18 protein-coding genes are annotated in these 18,279 nt (G+C 64.4%); 8 read left to right on the top strand and 10 right to left on the bottom strand.

What is annotated here, in order from left to right:
• From DR039_RS03665 to DR039_RS03655, 3 genes are all read right to left on the bottom strand, one after another.
• Positions 1-1,055, bottom strand: a 1,055-nt coding sequence (locus tag DR039_RS03665) for a P-loop NTPase (RefSeq protein WP_111836066.1), incomplete at its 3' end; no start/stop codon positions are given.
• 69 nt (positions 1,056-1,124) lie between these two features.
• The gene (locus tag DR039_RS03660) at positions 1,125-1,733 is read right to left on the bottom strand and encodes a DUF1003 domain-containing protein (RefSeq protein ID WP_111836065.1); all 609 of its coding nucleotides are present in this window, start codon (positions 1,731-1,733) and stop codon (positions 1,125-1,127) included.
• Entirely contained in the window at positions 1,726-3,015 is a 1,290-nt protein-coding gene (locus DR039_RS03655; RefSeq protein WP_111836064.1) for a magnesium transporter MgtE N-terminal domain-containing protein, read from the bottom strand. The genes DR039_RS03660 and DR039_RS03655 overlap by 8 nt, the downstream gene beginning before the upstream one ends.
• A 66-nt stretch (positions 3,016-3,081) precedes the next feature.
• On the opposite strand from DR039_RS03655, the gene DR039_RS03650 reads away from it, so the two are divergent.
• Both DR039_RS03650 and DR039_RS03645 read left to right on the top strand, forming a co-directional pair.
• The gene (locus DR039_RS03650) at positions 3,082-3,843 is read left to right on the top strand and encodes a general stress protein (RefSeq protein WP_229116775.1); all 762 of its coding nucleotides are present in this window, start codon (positions 3,082-3,084) and stop codon (positions 3,841-3,843) included.
• Between the two features lie 35 nt (positions 3,844-3,878).
• Positions 3,879-4,742 carry a sugar phosphate isomerase/epimerase family protein gene (locus DR039_RS03645; protein ID WP_111836063.1) on the top strand — a complete coding sequence of 288 codons (864 nt, stop codon included), beginning with the start codon at positions 3,879-3,881 and terminating at the stop codon, positions 4,740-4,742.
• Positions 4,743-4,765: 23 nt separating this feature from the next.
• On the opposite strand, the gene DR039_RS03640 is transcribed toward DR039_RS03645, so the two are convergent.
• The 3 genes from DR039_RS03640 to DR039_RS03630 form a co-directional block, all read right to left on the bottom strand.
• On the bottom strand, positions 4,766-5,677 hold the full coding sequence (locus DR039_RS03640; protein ID WP_111836062.1) for a cation diffusion facilitator family transporter: 912 nt from the start codon (positions 5,675-5,677) through the stop codon (positions 4,766-4,768).
• Complete coding sequence (locus tag DR039_RS03635) at positions 5,674-6,042, bottom strand: ArsR/SmtB family transcription factor (RefSeq protein ID WP_111836061.1); 369 nt, start codon at positions 6,040-6,042, stop codon at positions 5,674-5,676. The genes DR039_RS03640 and DR039_RS03635 overlap by 4 nt, the downstream gene beginning before the upstream one ends.
• Before the next feature lie 80 nt (positions 6,043-6,122).
• Positions 6,123-7,796 (bottom strand): aminopeptidase P family protein, encoded by a 1,674-nt coding sequence (locus tag DR039_RS03630; protein WP_111836060.1) that lies wholly within the window; start codon positions 7,794-7,796, stop codon positions 6,123-6,125.
• Between the two features lie 208 nt (positions 7,797-8,004).
• On the opposite strand from DR039_RS03630, the gene DR039_RS03625 reads away from it, so the two are divergent.
• Both DR039_RS03625 and DR039_RS03620 read left to right on the top strand, forming a co-directional pair.
• Complete coding sequence (locus tag DR039_RS03625; RefSeq protein ID WP_111836059.1) at positions 8,005-8,913, top strand: PHP domain-containing protein; 909 nt, start codon at positions 8,005-8,007, stop codon at positions 8,911-8,913.
• 150 nt (positions 8,914-9,063) lie between these two features.
• Entirely contained in the window at positions 9,064-10,842 is a 1,779-nt protein-coding gene (locus DR039_RS03620; RefSeq protein ID WP_229116774.1) for an inorganic phosphate transporter, read from the top strand.
• 139 nt (positions 10,843-10,981) lie between these two features.
• Here the strand turns inward: DR039_RS03620 and DR039_RS03615 are convergent, their stop codons facing one another.
• The gene (locus DR039_RS03615; RefSeq protein WP_111836058.1) at positions 10,982-12,040 is read right to left on the bottom strand and encodes a hypothetical protein; all 1,059 of its coding nucleotides are present in this window, start codon (positions 12,038-12,040) and stop codon (positions 10,982-10,984) included.
• A gap of 214 nt (positions 12,041-12,254) precedes the next feature.
• On the bottom strand, positions 12,255-13,997 hold the full coding sequence (locus DR039_RS03610; RefSeq protein ID WP_111836070.1) for a DEAD/DEAH box helicase: 1,743 nt from the start codon (positions 13,995-13,997) through the stop codon (positions 12,255-12,257).
• 387 nt (positions 13,998-14,384) lie between these two features.
• On the opposite strand from DR039_RS03610, the gene DR039_RS03605 reads away from it, so the two are divergent.
• The 4 genes from DR039_RS03605 to fumC all read left to right on the top strand — a co-directional run bounded on the left by DR039_RS03605 (position 14,385) and on the right by fumC (position 17,459).
• A complete protein-coding gene (locus DR039_RS03605) occupies positions 14,385-15,062 on the top strand; it encodes a ferritin-like fold-containing protein (RefSeq protein WP_111836057.1) in 678 nt (225 codons plus the stop codon).
• Positions 15,063-15,203: 141 nt separating this feature from the next.
• Complete coding sequence (locus DR039_RS03600) at positions 15,204-15,428, top strand: hypothetical protein (RefSeq protein ID WP_111836056.1); 225 nt, start codon at positions 15,204-15,206, stop codon at positions 15,426-15,428.
• Positions 15,429-15,501: 73 nt separating this feature from the next.
• Positions 15,502-15,897 carry an MmcQ/YjbR family DNA-binding protein gene (locus DR039_RS03595; protein WP_111836055.1) on the top strand — a complete coding sequence of 132 codons (396 nt, stop codon included), beginning with the start codon at positions 15,502-15,504 and terminating at the stop codon, positions 15,895-15,897.
• Between the two features lie 137 nt (positions 15,898-16,034).
• Entirely contained in the window at positions 16,035-17,459 is a 1,425-nt protein-coding gene (gene fumC, locus DR039_RS03590; protein WP_111836054.1) for a class II fumarate hydratase, read from the top strand.
• A gap of 86 nt (positions 17,460-17,545) precedes the next feature.
• Here the strand turns inward: fumC and DR039_RS03585 are convergent, their stop codons facing one another.
• On the bottom strand, positions 17,546-17,938 hold the full coding sequence (locus DR039_RS03585; protein ID WP_111836053.1) for a type II toxin-antitoxin system VapC family toxin: 393 nt from the start codon (positions 17,936-17,938) through the stop codon (positions 17,546-17,548).
• Positions 17,938-18,180 (bottom strand): type II toxin-antitoxin system Phd/YefM family antitoxin, encoded by a 243-nt coding sequence (locus DR039_RS03580; RefSeq protein ID WP_111836052.1) that lies wholly within the window; start codon positions 18,178-18,180, stop codon positions 17,938-17,940. The genes DR039_RS03585 and DR039_RS03580 overlap by 1 nt, the downstream gene beginning before the upstream one ends.
• Between the last annotated feature and the right edge of the window lie 99 nt (positions 18,181-18,279).

Genomic DNA, 18,279 nt, shown 5'->3' with positions numbered 1-18,279 from the left:
GCCGTCGAGCCCTCAGTCGGAGCGCCCTCAGCGCCAATGCTGGCCGGGACCCCGGCGTCAGCACCCTCACGCAAACGAATATCCAGTGGCAGCTGGGCCAGCAGCGGTACCTCATAACCCAGGGTGCGCGTCAAGGACTCGCTGACCGCCTGCCCACCGCCAGCGCCAAAAACCTCCAGGCGTGAGCCATCGGGCTGCTCCATCCAGGACATGTTCTCAATCACGCCCACCACGCGCTGCTGGGTCTGCGTGGCGATCAGACCGGTGCGCTCAGCTACCTCTGCAGCAGCCGTCTGCGGGGTAGTAATCACCAAGATCTCCGCATTGGGCAACAGCTGCGCCACCGAGATCGTCACGTCACCGGTGCCAGGTGGCAGATCCAGCAGCAACACATCCAGGTCACCCCAGAACACATCCGAGAGGAACTGCTGTACGGCCCGGTGCAGCATAGGGCCACGCCACACCACCGGCTGCTTGTCCTCCACGAACATGCCAATGGAGATGACCTTCACGCCGTGAGCGATGGGCGGCACAATCATGCCGTCCAGCTGGGTCGGCACATGCTCCACGCCCAACATCCGAGGGATAGAGAAGCCGTAAATATCCGCGTCCACCACGCCGACGTTCAGCCCCTGAGCAGCCATTGCAGCCGCCAGATTAGCCGTCACGGAGGACTTACCCACCCCGCCCTTGCCGGAGGTCACCGCGTAGACGCGCGTGAGATTGCCCGGCTTAGTGAAAGGAATCACCGGCTCGGCGGCCCCGCCCCGGAGGCGACGGCGCAGCTCCGCCCTGTCTTCATCGTTCATAGCGCCCAACTCCACCTGGACCGCCGTAACACCGTCCAGGGAACTGACCTCGCGCTCGACGTCGGCGCGAATGGTGTCCTTCAGGGGACAGCCAGCCACCGTCAACAGCACGTGGACTGTGACGGTGCCGTCCTCAGACACCTCCACGGATTTGACCATGTTCAGGTCGGTGATAGGGCGGCGGATCTCTGGGTCGATTACACGGGACAGAGCCTCGTGCACGGCTTCCTGCGTGGGGATAGACATGACGTCATCTTAGGGCGTGGTGAATCGACGCCGTGCACAGCCTCTGCCGCCAGGCCGCTTGGGTGCGGCTCAGGGCCGCGGATCAGCAGGCCGGGCGCCGTCCGGCCCGAGGTCTGCTGCAGATTCGCCGTCTTCCGGCTCCTCCAACTCCTGGATGTCTTCGTGCAGCTCCGCGCGGGTACGCCGTTCCTCCATCAGAATCTCCTCCAGCATGTCCCGCAGCTCTGAGCGCACAAAGTCACGGGTGGCCACCTCGTTGATAGCAAGGCGCAAGGCGGCAATCTCCCGGGTTAGGTACTCGGTGTCCTCCAGGTTGCGCTGGGCGCGCTGGCGGTCCTGCTCCGCCAGCACGCGGTCACGGTCATCCTGCCGATTCTGAGCCAACAAGATCAGGGGAGCCGAATAGGAGGCCTGTGTGGAGAAAGCCAGATTCAGCAAGATGAAGGGGTAAGGGTCCCAGGCCTTGTCCGCCGTGGCTTGGGCCAACACCACATTTGCTGTGATCCAGGCGATCACGAACACTGTCATGTACAGGAGGAACTTTGGTGAGCCCATAAAACGGGCCGTGGTCTCCGCGAAGCGCCCAAAACCATCCGAATTGGTGGCCCGGCGGGGGCGCAACCAGCGCAACCAGCGGGCGCGCGCCTCAGACAGCGGCTGGTCTAGCTGCTCAGCCATTCGCGCTCCTCTCAATCATCTGGTCAGTGACCGCCTCATCTGCCTCACGCCAGTCATCCGGCATCAGGTGGTCCAACACGTCATCCACCGACACTGCACCCAGCAGGCGCCCCGCCTCATCCAACACGGGCAGGGCTGTGAGGTTGTAGGTGGCCAGTAGACGGGTGACCGTGCCAATGGAATCCTCCGCCAGCACCTCATCCAAGCCCTTGTCCAGCAGTGAACCTACCGGTGCCTGCGGGCGCTCACGCAAAGCTCGCTGCAGGTGCACCATGCCCAGGTACTTACCGGTGGGGGTTTCCAGTGGCGGACGGCAGACAAAGGCCACCGTGGCCAAAGCCGGAGAGACCTCTGCTTTGCGCGCCCGCGCCAGGAAGGTAGCCACCGTGGCCTCCGGCGGCAAAATAATCGGCTCAGTAGTCATCAACCCACCGGCGGTGTATTCGTCGTAGGTGAGCAGACGGCGCACATCCTCCGCCTCTGCGGGCTGCATTAACTCCAGCAGCTCGTCGGCCTTGGTCTGTGGCAGCTCAGCCACCAAGTCAGCGGCGTCGTCGGGCTGCATATTGTCTAGGACGTCAGCGGCGCGGGCCGCGTCTAGGCCCGAAAGCAGGGCGACGGCATCGTCATCAGAAAGCTCCTCCACCGCGTCCGCCAAACGCGCGTCAGTGAGCTCCGCCGCCACCTCGATCTGGCGGGGCAGGGGCAGGTCGGAGAGCACGTCGGCCAGGTCCGCGGCCTTAAGGTCTTCCATGGTGGCCAGCAGCGCGGTGGCCCCCTGTTGCTCGGCTGAGCCGGCCAGACCCGTAACCTCCTCCGGGCGCACATTCATGGTCTCCCCTCGGCGTAGACCCAGTGGACCAGAGGAGGCGCGCTGCACGAACAGGCGGGTGACTTTCCAATCCAGACCCCGGTCCTTCTCCATAGCCACGTCACGGATCGTCACGGTGCCGGAGCCATCGCGCATGGTGACCATCCGGTCAAAGAGCTCAGCCATCACCAGGGTCTCCACCGCCCGTTGTTCAAAACGGCGAATATTCATAAGCCCGGTGGTAATCACCGCACCCGGCTCAATGGCCGTCACCCGGGACAGGGGCATGAACACTCGGCGGCGCCCGGCTACCTCAATGACCAGGCCCACCGCGCGCGGATTACCGCGCAGCTGGATAAGCACGACGACGTCGTGGACCCGACCGATCGCATCCCCAATTGGGTCGAAGACGGTGGTGCCCACGAGACGAGCCACAAACACGCGGTTGGAGCGTGACCTGGAGTTTTCCACTGTTCCAGACTAAGCGCCCGGCGTACTGACAGGTAACCGCCCGGGCCAGCATGGGACGATAGCGCCATGAGCCAACTCCCTAACCACCTTGCCCCAAACGGCCCGACCAACCGCCTCGCTAGCGGAATGCCCGTAGGGGAGGAGGTAGCCTCATTCGCCACCTACGCGGAAGCCCAGTTTGCTGTGGACTCCCTGTCAGACAGTGGTTTTCCCGTGCAACACCTGACCATTGTGGGCACCGACCTGCGGCAAGTGGAGCGCATCACCGGGCGCATGAGCTGGGGACGTGCCGCCGCTGCCGGCGCCGGCTCAGGCCTGTGGATCGGCATGTTCTTTGCCGCAATGATGGCCCTGTTCAACCCCAATGGCGCCACCAGCAACCTGTTCTTCGCCTGCGTGCTCCTAGGGGTCGTTTGGGGAATGCTCTTCCAGCTGGCCGCCTACGCCTTGTCTCGCGGCAAACGAGACTTCACCTCCATCAGCCAAGTGGTGGCCTCCCGCTACTCAATCCTGGCCGCAGAGCGGGCTCGCGAGGCAGCTCAGGGCCTCACCCAGGTGCCCGGCAACCTGCTGCGTGGCGGCCTAGCCGCCAAACGCGCCGAGGAACGCCGTCAAGCCCGGGCCACCAACGGCGAGGCCGCCCCCACTGCCTTCGGTTCACGCCCAGACGAGAAGCCTCGCTTCGGTGTGCGCCTAGATGAGGCCACCCCTGGCAACTCCACCGCAGAAACCACCCCCGCCGGGTCGCCAGAAACCACCCCCAGCGCGGCCTCCGAACCGCCAAAGCCAAACCACCCAGACCTGGACGACCCCTACCTGAGACACTAAGAGCCCAGCACAGGCAGCGGCAAAGGAGCTGAGCCATGAGTATCCCCGTGGGGCTGTCCACCTCCTCCGTGCTGCCCGGCGACTGCGCGGAGACCTTCCGCCTGTCCGCCGAGTTGGGCTACGACGGTGTGGAGGTCATGGTCTGGTCTGAGCGCCTCACCCAGGACGCCGAAAGGCTAAGCGCCCTCAGTCAGCAGTACCAGCAGCCAGTGCTGGCAATTCACGCCCCCACCCTGATCCTGACGCGCTCCGTATTCGGGGTGGATCCGTGGGACAAGATCGACCGCTCTATCGAGTTAGCCCAGGCTGTGGGCGCCCCTGCCGTCGTCATTCACCCGCCTTTCTTCTGGCAGACCCGCTACGCCAAAGAGTTCGTGCGGGGAATCCGCTGGCGCGAGAACGAGTGTGGCTTGGCGCTCGCGGTAGAGAACATGTTCACCTGGCGCACCCGCAAAGCCCGCTCCACCCGCGAATTCCAGGCCTACTCACCGACCTGGGATCCGGTGGGACAGGGATACCGCTCAGTCACTCTAGACATTTCCCACGCCGCCACCTCGGGCGCCGACGCCCTAGCCATGGCGCGCGCCCTAGGTCCCACCCTTAAGCATCTGCACCTAACAGACGGCGTGCCTGGCCCCCTGGATGACCACCTGCTGCCTGGTCAAGGAAACCAGGACTGTGCTGGAGTACTCCGCCACCTGCAAGCCACCGGCTTTGAGGCGCGTGGGGGCAATGTGGTGGTAGAGGTAGCCACCCGCTCTATGACGCCGCAGCAGCGGCGGGAGGGCCTAGCCAGTGCTCTAGCTTTTGCGCGGGAGCATCTGGAGGGGGAGGGTCGCACAGAGTCTGTACACATTCCCCAGCCCACTCGTAAACGCTATCGAGACTCCAACCGCTGAACTCCGCCACTAAGACAGGTGACTTAGGAGCAGAGGGCTGCCTCGTGCGTCTGGTGGAAGGGCGGCTCAAGCTGAAAGGTTGTGTGCCTGACCTTGAGCGGGAAGTGCTCCGCCACGCAGTTTTGCAGGGCGTCCAGCACCTCCTCCCCGCTGCCTTGAGTCGCTGCCTCCTCGCTGATGACCACATGGGCGGTCAACACCGGCAGATCGGTGGAAACGCTCCACGCATGCAGATCATGGACGCTGAGGACGTCATCTAGGCCTAGCAAATGCTGGCGCACCTGGCCCAGGTCCAGGCCGGCGGGGGACAGGTCTAGGAGGACGGCCCCAGCTGCTCGCAGCAGCACCACAGCCCGCGGCACTATTAGTGCGGCGATCAGCAGGGAGGCGACGGCGTCGGCCCGCTGCCAGCCGGTTAGCGCAGTGGTGATGGCGGCACCGATCACTGCTACCGAGCCGAGTGCGTCTCCCAGGACTTCCAGGAAGGCAGCTCGCAAATTCAGGTTTTCCTCGCGTTTCCCTGCCAGCACTGCCAGGGAGGCCATATTGGCTGCCAGCCCCACCACCCCCATGGCGAGCACTCCTGCGGGGCGAAGTTCTGGCGGTGAGAACAGATGCATAACGGCATGCACTGACACGCTTATGCCCACAAGTACCAGAGCTGAGGCCTGGAGTGCGGCGCCGATAACTTCTGCGCGCCGCAAGCCCCAAGTGCAGGTGTCGGTGGCGGGGCGGGTGGAGAGATGGGCGGCGAGCAGCGCTACCACTAGGCCGATGGAGTCGGTGGCCATGTGTCCGGCGTCGGCCAGCAGGGCCAAAGAGCCGGTTAGCAGTCCAACGACCACCTCGCCAAGAAGTACCAGGCTGGTAAGACCTAAGGCGATGGCCAGTCTGGAGGTGGGGGCAGCTGCGCCGTGGTGGTGGGAGTGGCTCATAGTGACCTCTCCGCGGGAGCGGCCTGGGTGCTGACGGCTCGGCGCAGTGCCTCTGCGGTGACTAGCAGGGCGGTTAGCTCATCACTGTGTTCTAGGCGGCTGACGCGGGCCCGTCCGTGTGAGTGTGTAGAGATCAGTCCGGCGTCGCGCAGGACCCCAAGGTGTTGGGAAACGGTGGACTGTGCGAGTCCTAGGTGGGCGGCTAGCTCGCCAACCTGGTGCTCGCCCCCACGCAGATGCGCGAGCATTGCCAGACGGGTTGGGTCGCTCAGTGCTGTGAGCAGCGTGGCGAGGGCGCGGGAGTTGTCGACGGCGTCGGCGTCGTCGGAAAGGTCAGTTGGAAGCAGATCATGAAATGTCGGCATACACCGATTATATCGGTGCATGCCGACGCTTCCAGTGGTGTCAGAAAGGCGTCAGCGAGACGCCCGCAGCAGCGTGGCCCTCAGGCCTTGGCCTCAATTAGGCCGCTGACCCAAGCCTCCACCTCGTCAGGGCGGCGTGGAATAGCCGCTGTCAGGTACTCCGGGCGGCCATCGGGCCGAATCACGACGTCGTCCTCAATGCGCACCGCCATGCCCCGCAGCTCCTCTGGCACCAGCAGGTCATCCTCACGGAAGTACAGGCCCGGCTCAATCGTGAAAACCATGCCCGGCAACAACAGTGTCTCCATACTCATCTCCCGGCGGGCCTGCGCACAGTCGTGCACATCCAGGCCCAGGTGGTGACTGGTGCCGTGCACCATCCAACGTCGATGGAACTGCCCATCAGCAGCCAGGGAGTCTGCCGCCGTCACGCCCTCAGGCAGCATGCCCCACTCCTCCAGGCGGGCAGCCAGCACCTCCATAGCGGCAGCGTGCAGATCCCGGAAACGACAGCCCGGCGTCGCTGCCCGGGCGAAGGAAGCGTCAGCCGCCTCCAGCACCGCCTCATATACGCGCCGCTGCGCCGCAGTAAAACGCCCGTCCACCGGGATCGTGCGGGTCACATCCGCCGTGTACAATGAGTCCACCTCCACACCGGCGTCTACCAGCACCATCTCTCCCGGACGCACCGGCCCGTCATTGCAGATCCAGTGCAGCGTGTTGGCGTGATTGCCGGCTGCGGCAATGGTCTCGTAGCCCAGGCCGTTGCCCTCCTCCCTAGCCTTGGCGCCAAAGGCGCCTTCTAGCACCCGCTCGCCGCGCCAGTGCCCCTTGGCCCGGGGAATGGAGCGGATCAGGTCATCAAAACCAGCCTTGGTGGCATCCACCGCTGCCTGCAGCTGGGCTACCTCCCACTCGTCCTTGCACAGGCGTAGCTCGCTAGCCGCCTCAGCCAGAGCATCATCCAGGGCCGTGGTGGCCAACTGGGACTCCTCAGTGGCCTCCAACAGTCCGGCGGCCTGGCGCACGCTGGCCACCAGGGCGGTGACGGCCGGGTCAGCTTGAGCCATCACGCGCAACTGCACGGCGTCAGGGCCCGCGTCCTTGGCCAGGGCATCTGGCAGGGTGTCAATATGTGCGCAACGGATGCCGGTGCGAGACTCCACCTCCGCAATGGAGGGGCGCACTCCCACCCACAGCTCGCCATAGCGCGGGTCGCCGTAGAACTCCTCTGAACCCCGGGAGGCGCGCGGCCGGAAGTACAGCACGGTCTCATGGGTGGGCTCCCCAGCGGGTACCTCAGCACCCGGCACGGTTAGCGGGTCCAGCACCAGCACGGCATCGGGTTCGAAATCCGTGCCCGTGCCCGCCAGGTGCGCGAAGGCCGAGAAAGGCCGGAAGCGGTAGTCGCAGTCATTGTTGCGGGTGACCAGTGGGCCAGCCGGAATCACCAGGCGCTCACCCGCGAAAAGCGCCCCCAGTCGTGCCCGACGGCGCTGCGCCCACTCGGCGGAGTCTGAGCGCTCCGGCAGACCGGCCGGACGCGGCCCCCAACCAGAGGCAATGAAGTCGCGGAAAGCCTGGTTATTGGGCTTGTGAGAGCGGTTGTTGCCGCGCTGGGCCAGGGACTGCGGGGCCTGGGCGGCGGTGGCCTGAGACTGCGGGGCCTGAGCGGGAGGCTCTGGCGTGCGGTTGTTTGCGGGCTGGGCGGATGCGGCGGGCTTGCTGGTGCGCGGGTCGGTCTGGTCAGTCATAGGGCTATGGTGGCACCGCCGCCGCCGCAGACCGAATCCGCACCTTGCCTAGAGGCAGGGCAGGGGGCGGTCTGGGTGCCGGGGGCCGCCCTGATGCTGCGCCTGGTTGAAGGCGGGCAGACGGGCGGCCTGAGCGCAGTGGGGGAGCGACGTCAAGGCGATGCAGGCGCAGGCAGTTTGTGTCAGAGGCGCTCCCTACACTGGGCTGGTGCGCATCGATCCTCACACTCACTCCGCCTGCTCAGACGGAACCGACAGCCCAACCGCCCTCATGGTTGCCGCAGTGCAAGCTGACCTGGACGTCGTCGGCCTAACTGACCATGACACCACCGCCGGCTGGGAAGAGGCGGAGGCCGCCGTCGCCACCAGTGGTGTGGCCCTGTTGCGCGGAACGGAGATCTCCTGCGCCGCTGACGGCGTCACCCTCCATCTGCTGTCTTACCTGCACAATCCTGCAGACCCAGCCCTTCAAGCCGCCTTCGCCCGCTCCCGCGACACCCGCGACACCCGCGCCCAGCGCATGGTGGAACTCCTGGCGGAGGACTACCCCATCACCTGGGAGGACGTGCTCACCCAGGCCGCCGACTCCCACACCATCGGCCGTCCCCATATTGCTGATGCCTTGGTGGCCGCAGGATCCTTCCCGGACCGCAGCGCTGCTTTTGCCGAGCCCCTAGCTACCGATTCGCCCTACTACGTGCGCCACTGGGCCCTGGACCCGGTGGAAGCCTGTGCACTGGTGCGGGCGGCTGGGGGAGTGCCAGTGGCCGCCCACCCGCGCGCCTCCAAACGCCAGCGGCGTCTAGTGCCAGACCAGACCTTCGCCGCCATGGCAGAGGCAGGCCTGGCCGCCCTGGAAGTGGATCACCGCGATCACGACGCCGCCGCCCGCCGCGCTGCCCGCGAGCTGGCGGAGAGCCTGGGGCTGGCTCAATCCGGTTCCTCCGACTACCACGGCACCGGCAAACCCAACTGTTTGGGGGAAAACCTGATGCCGGAGGCGCTGCTGCGCCAGATCGTTGCAGAAGGCGCCCTGCCATTGGTGGTGCCTGAGGGATGGGCGCAGCGTCACGGCTGGGAGCGATCACAGGTGCAGGAGACCGAGGTCCTGCGTTAAGGCAGCCCGAATCGGAGGCGGCCCAGTTAGGTGACCGAAATCGCGAGCTGAGGTGCCTGTGGGCGCCATTCCTTTACCTGGTGTTTACCTGGCGACGGCACGCTCTACCCACAACCGTCCCACCTTCCCCGGACATCCCAGGAGGCCCCCGTGCCAGAAGGCATGAACTCCAGCAAGGCCAACGCCAAGAGCGAGACCAGCTCCGACGGCGCGAGCCCCTCCAAATCCCTTACCGCCGCCACCGCCGCTGAGAACCTGGCTGTGGCCAAGGGAGTGATCCACCCTGATATTGACCCTACGGAGGAAACGACTGCTGCCTCCAGCCCGGAGGAGGATGAAGAGCCCACCGGACTGTCCAAAGGTTTCCTGGGGGTGGACCGCAACTGGCACTTGATCTTCGGTGCCATCCTGATTGGCACGGTCATCTGGTTCACCGGCTGGGCCCTGGGTTACATCGGTGGGGCCGGTGACCACCTGGTGCTGTTCACTACCGTGCTAGTGGGCGTCTTCATGGCATTCAACATTGGCGGTAACGACGTCGCCAACTCCTTCGGCACCTCAGTGGGGGCCGGAACCCTGACCATGAAGCAGGCCTTGCTGGTAGCAGCAATCTTTGAAGTCTCTGGTGCCGTCCTCGCCGGAAGCTCCGTAACCGAAACGGTGCGTTCCGGCATCGTGGACCTAGCTCAGGTGGGCTTGCAGCCCCAAGACTTCGTCTTCATCATGCTCGCCGCCCTGTTGGGTGCAGCCGTCTGGCTACTGGTGGCCACCAAGATGGGCTGGCCCGTCTCCACCACCCATGCCATCGTCGGCGGCATCGTGGGTGCAGCTGTGACCCTGGGATACGTCACCGGCACCGGTGGCTTTGAGATGGTCCAGTGGATGGAGATCGGCAAGATCGCAATCTCTTGGGTGTTGTCCCCACTCCTTGGGGCCCTGGCCGCCTACACCCTCTTCCACCAGATCAAGAAGCACATCCTGATCTACGGCGAGGAGGCTGACGCCCGCATGCGCGCCATCCACGCCGAGCGAATCGCTCACCGCGACCGCCACCGCGCCTCCTTCGAGCGCCTCACCGAACTTCAGCAGTTGGCTTACACCAACAAGATGACCCGTGACGCTGCCGCGATGAGCCTGCCGGACTTTGAAGAGGACGAGCTTGAGTCCGAATACTTCAAAGAGCTACTCAAGATTGAACGCAAGGCAGACAAGGTGCAGTCCCACAAGGCTCTAGAGACTTGGGTGCCGCTGCTGGCCGCCGTGGGAGCGGTTGTCATCACCTCGATGCTCCTGTTCAAGGGGTTGCAGAACCTTGACTTGGGCTTGGACCTGCTCCAGGACGTGCTCATCATGGGCATGGTCGGTATGGGTGTGTGGTTCTCCATCTTTATCTTTGCCCGCTCCATGAAGAAGAAGAGCCTGTCCAAGGCCACCTTCACCCTGTTCTCCTGGATGCAGGTATTCACCGCCGCTGCCTTCGCTTTCTCTCACGGCTCTAACGACATCGCCAACGCCGTCGGCCCCTTCGCAGCGATCTTGGACGTGCTTAAGACTGACACGATTAGCGCCAAGGCCGCTGTGCCTGCCACCATCACCATTGCCTGTGGTCTGGCCTTGGTTTCGGGCCTGTGGTTCATTGGCCGCAACGTCATCATGACGGTTGGCTCGGGCTTGACCAAGATGCACCCGGCTTCCGGCTTTGCCGCTGAGCTCAGTGCTGCTGCGGTTGTTATGGGGGCCTCCGTGTTGGGGCTGCCTGTTTCCTCCACCCACATTCTGATCGGTGCGGTGCTTGGAGTTGGCATGGTCAACAAGGCCGCTAACTGGCGGCTTATGCGGCCCATTGGCTTGGCTTGGATCATCACCCTGCCGGCTGCGGCGGGTATCGGGGCCACCGGGATGCTGCTGCTCCGTGCCCTTTTGGGCTGAGCCTGGAGCGTAGCGGCCGTCTCGGCTTTCCACCAGAACGCCTGTTTGTGACGTAAACGCCTGTACGGCGGGCGTTTACGTCACAAACGGGCGAACTCGTCAGAATTGGGTGCTTTGTGTCCCTCTTCCTACCCGCTCCTCAGCTCCACAGGGCGGCCACGGGGCGGGCTACTCGCACCACCTGCGCTGGCAGGCAAGCACATAACTCTTCATCTAAGGAGGAACAGTCCCGCAGGTGCTCCCCGGTCAGTCTCAGCACCTTCCAACCTGCATTTGTCAGAGCGTCCTGCCGCGACTTCTCATCCCACAGGTCCTGTGCGGAGCCGTACTTGCTGCGCCCATCGAACTCCAGTGCAACCCCGGCACCAGGGCCAAGCCCAGGCCAAGCCAGGTCTATGAAGAACCGCCTGACTTGCCCTCTGACCCGGATACGCAATTCATGCTGCGAGACCAGCGGCGGCAGTCCAAGGGCCACCGCGCGCAGGCGCACCTGGCTTTCCCCAGGTGATTCAGACCAGGGATCAGCAGCCTGGGCCACCGCCCGGGCACGCCGGCTCCCCTTCCGCGGCCCTCGGGCCAGCACGCGTTTCAGTAGCTCTGCGCGCAATGCAGTCCAGGTCTGCTCTTCGCTGCGCAGCCGAGTTCGGCTTGGACGCAGGAGTGCTCGTAGCGCCGAGTCCACCACTGTCACTGCTGCCTGTGGCGGCAGGTCAAAGCAGCAGTCCACCGCGGTGCGTAGCCAGGAGGTGACGCGCAGGCCGCTCACGGTGACCAGCTCGTCCTCAGTCAGTTGCATGAACCGACGCCGGAGCTGGGGGCCGCTTCGGCTGGGAGCACTTGGGATGGGCGGCTGCACTTCACTGAGCTGGAAGGCGGGCAGGGATATGCGCGAATGACCCGGATGGGCGTCAAAGGCCAGGTGCACGTCTGGTTCAGGGCTGCGCACCCAAAGTCCGTGCACGAGGGCTGCAGACTCATGCGTCAGCGCGATCGCATGGCGGTTTCGAGCGGCAGCCGCTACACAGCGGGCGAGGCTTAGCTGCTGCTGCTGTTGCCACACGGGGCCTGGCTGCGGTTGGTAGTAGCACCCTGGTAGCAGGCGCAGGATTCCAGGGGTTTTGGCACGTATGGTCTGGGCGCTGCTTGCCTGGAGCAGGATTTTCGGCAGGGGCGACGGCGTCGGGTAGGTGCTGCTCATACAAGCAGGATCGCGCGCGCCGGGCGCTGCAAAGCTAGCAAGTAGGTAACGCGGTGCTTGCAGGGTGCATCAGCGCAGCCTGTGGAGCGCGGCTCAGCGGTAGTGCGGGCGCGCGATCCATAGGCCCAGAACGCCCGTTTGTGACGTAAACGCCCGCAGTACAGGCGTTTACGTCACAAACGGGCGAACTCGTCAGATTCGGGTGCTTTGAGACTCAGTCCTGGGTGTTCTGACCGTCCACCGGCTTACCACCGCGCGTGCGTTTGCGGTTACGCGTCCGGCGCTCACCGCCACGCTTGGAAACTTGCTCACTGCCTTCAGCGGACGACGCCGTCGCCCGCTTGCTTCGGCCAGAGCCTTCGCCGCGAGCACCACGCCCCCCGCGTCCAGCGTGCCTGTTGTCACTGCCGCGCCCGGAGCCAGCTCCGCCGCGACCACCTCGACCACTTCGGCCACTGCGTCCGCCGTCGCGCCGCCCAGTCTCACCCAGGTCTTCAATCTCCTCAGCGTCCAGGCCGGCCAGCACACGCTTTTCCTTGGGGAGCTTGCCAGTGACGCCTTCCGGGATGCACAGGTCTGCGAATAGGTGCTCGCTGGTGTGGTAGGTCTCCACTGGCTCCTCTACGGGCAAGCCCAGGCCCTTGGCAATCAGGCGCCAGCGCGGGGTGTCATCCCAATCCACAAAGGTGACAGCAGTGCCGGAGTTACCGGCCCGGCCTGTGCGCCCGATGCGGTGCACATAGATCTTCTCGTCCTCGGGGCACTGGTAGTTGATGACGTGGGTGACGTCGTCCACGTCAATGCCGCGGGCGGCTACATCAGTGGCCACCAGCACATCCACCTTGCCTTTGCGGAAGGCACGCAGGGCCTGTTCGCGCGCCCCCTGGCCCAGGTCTCCGTGCAGGGCGCCAGTGGCGAAGCCGCGCGCCCCCAAGTCTTCAGCTACCCGGGCGGCAGTCCGCTTGGTGCGGGCGAAAATAATGGTCCGCCCCCGGCCTTCGGCTTGCAGGATCCGCGAGACCACCTCCACCTTGTTGAGTGCATGGGTGCGGTAGACCACCTGCTGCACCGTCTTGACGGTCATGGATTCGTCGCCCGGGTCTTGTGCGCGAATATGGGTGGGTTTGGTCATGTAGCGGCGCGCCAGAGCGACGACGGCGCCGGGCATGGTCGCGGAGAACAACATGGTCTGGCGGTCGGGGCGAGTGCGGGCCAGGATCTTCTCCACATCAGGGAGGAAGCCCAGATCTAGCATCTCGTCGGCTTCGTCCAGCACCACGGTGGTCACGTGGTTCAGGTCCAGCACGCCCCGGTCTAGCAGGTCGATTAGGCGACCCGGCGTGCCGACCACAACCTCCGCGCCCTTCTCCAGGGCTTCGATCTGCGGTTCGTAGGCGCGCCCGCCGTAGACCTGCACGATGCGGACGGTGCGCTTGGCTGCCGCCATCTTGAGTTCTTCAGCCACCTGCTTGGCGAGTTCGCGTGTTGGCAGGACCACCAGGGCTTGCGGGGAGCCGGCAGCGGGGTCCTCATCCCAGCCTTCCTCGCCCGGGCCTAGAGTGTCCATGAGCAGGGGCAGGCCGAAACCCAAGGTCTTGCCGGTGCCGGTTTTGGCCTGGCCAATGATGTCCTGGCCGTCCAGGGCTACCGGCAGGGTGAGGGCCTGGATGGGGAAGGGGTAGGTGATGCCTTTGGCGGCTAGAGCCTGGCAAATCTCTGGCTCTACCCCGTATTGGGCGAAGCTCTTCTGGGTGAGGTCAACCTGCTCACCTTCGTCGGTGATATCCGGGGTGGCTTCATCTAGGACGGGGGCGTGGGCAGAAGCGGTTTCAATGATTCCGGAGCTGGCTGGGCCTTCGGCTGGGCTAGTAGCGGAGGGGGCGTTCGCGCTGCTGGCAGTCTCAGCGCTGGCGGCTGTGCTTGCAGCGGTGGTAGGGCTGACGGTTTCCTCCGGCATGGCAGCGGAGGAGCTGTGCTTGGTCAATGTGTGCCTTGTCTGGTTGTGCGCCAAAGAGCTCAGCCCAAAGTGGGCGGCAGGCGGCGGCCGGGGTGGAGCTGCACTCTGTGAGCGGGGCTCGGCCGTGGCCGCAGTGGCGCGGTCGTTGTGGCAGCCGATCGTGGATTCGTGTCCTGCGCTGGGCCGTTGCTGGCGGGCAGGAGAAGTAGGCATGACGACCGGGCAACCGTGGTCTCCGCCAGGCTAGCGACAAATCCGCGTCATTGGAACGTTAGACAGCCCCAAGCTTCGCCCTCGTGGCGGAAGTCACGGCAGCGCACGCGGCGTCCGGTATGGGTTAGGCAGATTTGCCCAGACTGACCACGGGTCAAGAACTAACCTAGCTTCATGACCGAGCCCAGCCCTGTTAGCACTGAAGCTCCCCTTGAAAGCGCCGCGAAGGCAGCAGCGACCGCTTACCAGCGCGCCGTTGTTGGCGTGGTGGCCTATTCCCGCATCGTTGCCTGCACGCGCTATGCCAAGGATGCGGACAAGGCTCCACTGATGGCCTCCCGCGTGGCCATCATGCGCATGAGTGCGGCCGCCGTCGCCGGATATGGGCGCGTGGCTGAGGCTGCCGCCGCCGCAGGTATTGACATCGACGCCGAGGCGCAGCGCTTCGTCGGTTCGCTTGGTGACTTTGACCAGCGCCTACGGCCCTCTGACTGGTCTGAGCGGCTAGTCAAGACCTACCTAACTTTCGGTCTGCTGATCGACTTCTGCATGGCGCTGGTTGACAGCCTGCCGGAGCCGCTGCGTGGCGCCCTTCTTGATGAGCTTGCTGACGAGCGCCTGGGGTCCCTGGCCTCACGGGAACTGGTGCCCGCTATCGACGGCGACGCCCAGCTTGCGGCCCGCTTGGGCCTGTGGGGGCGGCGTGTGGCGGGTGAAGAGATCGGCACCTTGCAGCGGATGCTGGCCCTTCACCCGGAGTTGGCCTCCGGCACTGCTGGGGCAGAGCTCCTGTACCAGGTGCTCTCTCAGGGAACTATGAGCCGTATGCGTGGCTTAGGCCTGCGCGGCTGAATCAGAGTTGAGCCCTCGGCCTACTGGGAACCGATTGCATTGCTGTGTGGCGGTTTGGGGCACAGCAAGGCTAATGAATGGGTATAAAGGGCAATAAGGTGACCATCGTCACCGGATTGCCGATCTCAATGAGGAGAGAAGATGTTCATTCGCCGCGAGGCCATTGCCGTTCAGTGTGACCACGAAGGATGTGAGCGGATGGTCGCCCACCGGGTGGTGGACACCGTGCACGACCCTGATGGCACCGCCATCGAGCGGGTCCTCGCGCTGAGCTACACCGCTGACGACGCCTTGCGGGCCGCCGAGCGGGACAGTTTCAAGATCGACGGCGAGCACGTCTTCTGCGAGAAGCACCACTGCGTATGAGCCTGGGATTGTCCCGGCTTGGGACCACAGGAGAATCAGCTAGGTCCTGATATCCCGGTGAAAGGAGCCGCCCATGGAGGGTGAGGAACTGCGCGAGAGCGCGCATGAGGTGGCGCAATCCCTGCCCGGCTCCGAGCTGTGCCAGCCATTTGGGCCGGACTGGGAGGTCTACAAGGTGCGCGGAAAGATATTCGCCCTGCTCACCAATTCCCGCGGCCCTCAGATGCTCAACCTCAAAGTCGATCCAGAAGACGGCGAGGTCCTGCGTCGGCAGTACACCTTCATCACGCCCGGCTACCACATGAATAAACGTCACTGGGTGACAGTCAAGCCAGGGGAGGGGTTAGACGCTGCCCTGGTGCGAGAACTCCTCACCATTTCTTATCTGCTGGTGGTGGAGGGCCTGCCGCGGGCCGGGCGGCCGGTGGACCCTGCTGGCTACGCCGTCGCCGTTGGCTTGGTCCAGTGACAGGCGGCAGCGACCTGAGCGCGGACAGGGCAGCAGGGCCACGGCCAGGCGACCAGTGCGCTGCACCTAGCGGCGAGCAAGTTTTGCTGCCCCGGTGTGGGCGTACACGGGTGGCTGCGATTCGTTAGCCTTAGCCCATGGCTGAAATGAGCACCAGCGCGACGACGCGCACAGAGTCCGACTCCATGGGCACCGTTGAGGTTGCCTCCGACCGTTACTGGGGCGCCCAGACGCAGCGCTCCCTAACTAACTTCGACATTGGTCGCCCGACCTTCGTACTGACCTCCCCGCTCATCAAAGCCTTGGGCATCCTCAAGAAGTCCGCGGCCTTGGCCAACGCTGAGCTGGGCGAGCTGCCCCAGGACATCGCCGACTTGATTGCCAAGGCCGGTGACGAGGTCATCTCCGGCAAACTGGACGAGCACTTCCCGCTGGTGGTCTTCCAGACTGGCTCCGGCACCCAGTCCAATATGAACTCCAACGAGGTCATCTCCAACCGCGCCATTGAGCTGGCTGGCGGGCAGATGGGCACCAAAACCCCGGTCCACCCCAATGACCACGTCAACCGCGGCCAGTCCTCCAATGACACCTTCCCCACGGCCATGCACATCGCCGTGGTCAACGAGCTGCAGGTGATGTATCCGCGCGTCATGCAGCTGCGGGACACCCTGGACAAGAAGGCCAAAGAGTTCCAGGACATCGTCATGGTGGGCCGCACGCATCTGCAGGATGCCACCCCCATTACCCTGGGGCAGGTCTTCTCCGGTTGGGTAGCCCAGATCGACTTTGCTCTGGACGGCATCCGCTACGCCGACTCGCGTGCCCGTGAGCTTGCCATCGGCGGCACCGCCGTGGGCACCGGTCTGAACGCCCACCCCAAGTTCGGGGTGCTGGCAGCTCAGAAGATCAGCGAGGAAACCGGCATTGAGTTCAAACAGGCTGACAACCTCTTCGCAGCCCTGGGCGCCCACGACGCCTTGGTGCTGGTCTCTGGCGCCCTGCGCGTGCTCGCTGACGCCTTGATGAAGATCGCCAACGACGTGCGTTGGTACGCCTCTGGCCCGCGCAATGGCATCGGCGAGTTGCTGATTCCGGAGAATGAGCCGGGCTCTTCCATCATGCCTGGCAAGGTCAACCCCACCCAGTGTGAGGCCATGACCATGGTGGCCGTGAAGGTCTTCGGCAATGACGCCACCGTGGGCTTTGCCGGCTCGCAGGGCAATTTCCAGCTCAACGTCTTTAAGCCTGTCATGGCTTGGTGCGTGCTGGAGTCCATCAAGCTGCTGGGTGACGCCTGCGTGTCCTTTGACACGAACTGCGCCTACGGCATCGAGCCCAACACGGACAAGATCAAGGCCAACCTGGACACGAACCTCATGCAGGTCACGGCCCTCAACCGTCACATTGGCTACGACAAGGCCTCCAAGATCGCCAAGAACGCGCACCACAAGGGCCTGTCCTTGCGCGAGTCGGCCCTGGAACTAGGCTTTGTGACTGAGGCAGAGTTCGACAAGTGGGTGGTCCCAATGGATATGACTCACCCCAGCGCTGCTGAGGACTGATCACTTCTATTACGACGACGGCGCCCGCTGCTTCCCTGGCTTCAGGGACCGGCGGGCGCCGCCGTTGCTAACCGGCCTGATTCTGGTTACCAGAGTGTCCGTAGGCCCGGCAGTGTTGAAAAGGCCCTGTCGGTGGTGATGAGGGTGAGAGACTCGAGCATGGCTTGGGCGGCGAGCATACGGTCGAAAGGGTCGCGATGCTCCCAGTCCATGCTGCCAGCCAGGCGTGAGTGCGGCCATGAGATTGGGAGGATGCTGGCCTCTAGGCGAGCGATCTGGTGCTCGAGTGTGCTCAGCCAGGCCTCAGCCCCGGGGAGCTTGCCGAGCCTGGCTTTGGTGTGCATCTCCCAGGCCGATGCCGCTGACACCAAGATCTGGTTCGTGCGGTTGCGCAGCACAGGCAGTGCCTGTTCGCCGAGTCGGTCTGGGTCGTTAATCGCCCAGATAAGGGTGTGAGTGTCTAGTAGGTAGCGCCCCATCACCGCGCCTCCCAGGCAGTGAGCTCCTCCTCCGGGAGGTCCTCGAAGAATGAATCCGGGAGGTGGTAGCCGCCGAAGCCAAGCTCGCGTTCGCAGGTCTGAATCGGTACCAACCGGGCCACCTGTGTGGAACCACGGGCGATGGTGATGGTTGCTCCTGTTTCCACTTTTGCTAGTAGCGAGGACAGATGCGTCTTAGCTTGCTGAACCTTAACTGTCGTATCCGTGAGCTTGGTGTTCATGACTCTAAGCTACCTCGATCGACCGTGGTTGGTCAACTATGTTGACCAACCACGGTGATAGCTGCATTTTCGCTGACTCTAAGGGCTGCCTGTTAGTCG

The organism is Actinomyces bovis (assembly GCF_900444995.1).
Lineage (GTDB): Bacteria > Actinomycetota > Actinomycetes > Actinomycetales > Actinomycetaceae > Actinomyces > Actinomyces bovis.
The sequence above is the reverse complement of the archived record's forward strand: the minus strand, read 5'-3'. Positions and strand labels throughout refer to the sequence as shown.

Coding starts and splice junctions, on each gene's coding strand:
- DR039_RS03585 (WP_111836053.1), bottom strand. CDS start 17,938: ATGGGGCGCTACCTACTAGACACTCACACCCTTATCTGGGCGATTAAC.
- DR039_RS03615 (WP_111836058.1), bottom strand. CDS start 12,040: ATGAGCAGCACCTACCCGACGCCGTCGCCCCTGCCGAAAATCCTGCTC.
- DR039_RS03635 (WP_111836061.1), bottom strand. CDS start 6,042: ATGCCGACATTTCATGATCTGCTTCCAACTGACCTTTCCGACGACGCC.
- fumC (WP_111836054.1), top strand. CDS start 16,035: ATGGCTGAAATGAGCACCAGCGCGACGACGCGCACAGAGTCCGACTCC.
- DR039_RS03600 (WP_111836056.1), top strand. CDS start 15,204: ATGTTCATTCGCCGCGAGGCCATTGCCGTTCAGTGTGACCACGAAGGA.
- DR039_RS03630 (WP_111836060.1), bottom strand. CDS start 7,796: ATGACTGACCAGACCGACCCGCGCACCAGCAAGCCCGCCGCATCCGCC.
- DR039_RS03580 (WP_111836052.1), bottom strand. CDS start 18,180: ATGAACACCAAGCTCACGGATACGACAGTTAAGGTTCAGCAAGCTAAG.
- DR039_RS03595 (WP_111836055.1), top strand. CDS start 15,502: ATGGAGGGTGAGGAACTGCGCGAGAGCGCGCATGAGGTGGCGCAATCC.
- DR039_RS03650 (WP_229116775.1), top strand. CDS start 3,082: ATGAGCCAACTCCCTAACCACCTTGCCCCAAACGGCCCGACCAACCGC.
- DR039_RS03660 (WP_111836065.1), bottom strand. CDS start 1,733: ATGGCTGAGCAGCTAGACCAGCCGCTGTCTGAGGCGCGCGCCCGCTGG.
- DR039_RS03645 (WP_111836063.1), top strand. CDS start 3,879: ATGAGTATCCCCGTGGGGCTGTCCACCTCCTCCGTGCTGCCCGGCGAC.
- DR039_RS03640 (WP_111836062.1), bottom strand. CDS start 5,677: ATGAGCCACTCCCACCACCACGGCGCAGCTGCCCCCACCTCCAGACTG.
- DR039_RS03605 (WP_111836057.1), top strand. CDS start 14,385: ATGACCGAGCCCAGCCCTGTTAGCACTGAAGCTCCCCTTGAAAGCGCC.
- DR039_RS03610 (WP_111836070.1), bottom strand. CDS start 13,997: ATGCCGGAGGAAACCGTCAGCCCTACCACCGCTGCAAGCACAGCCGCC.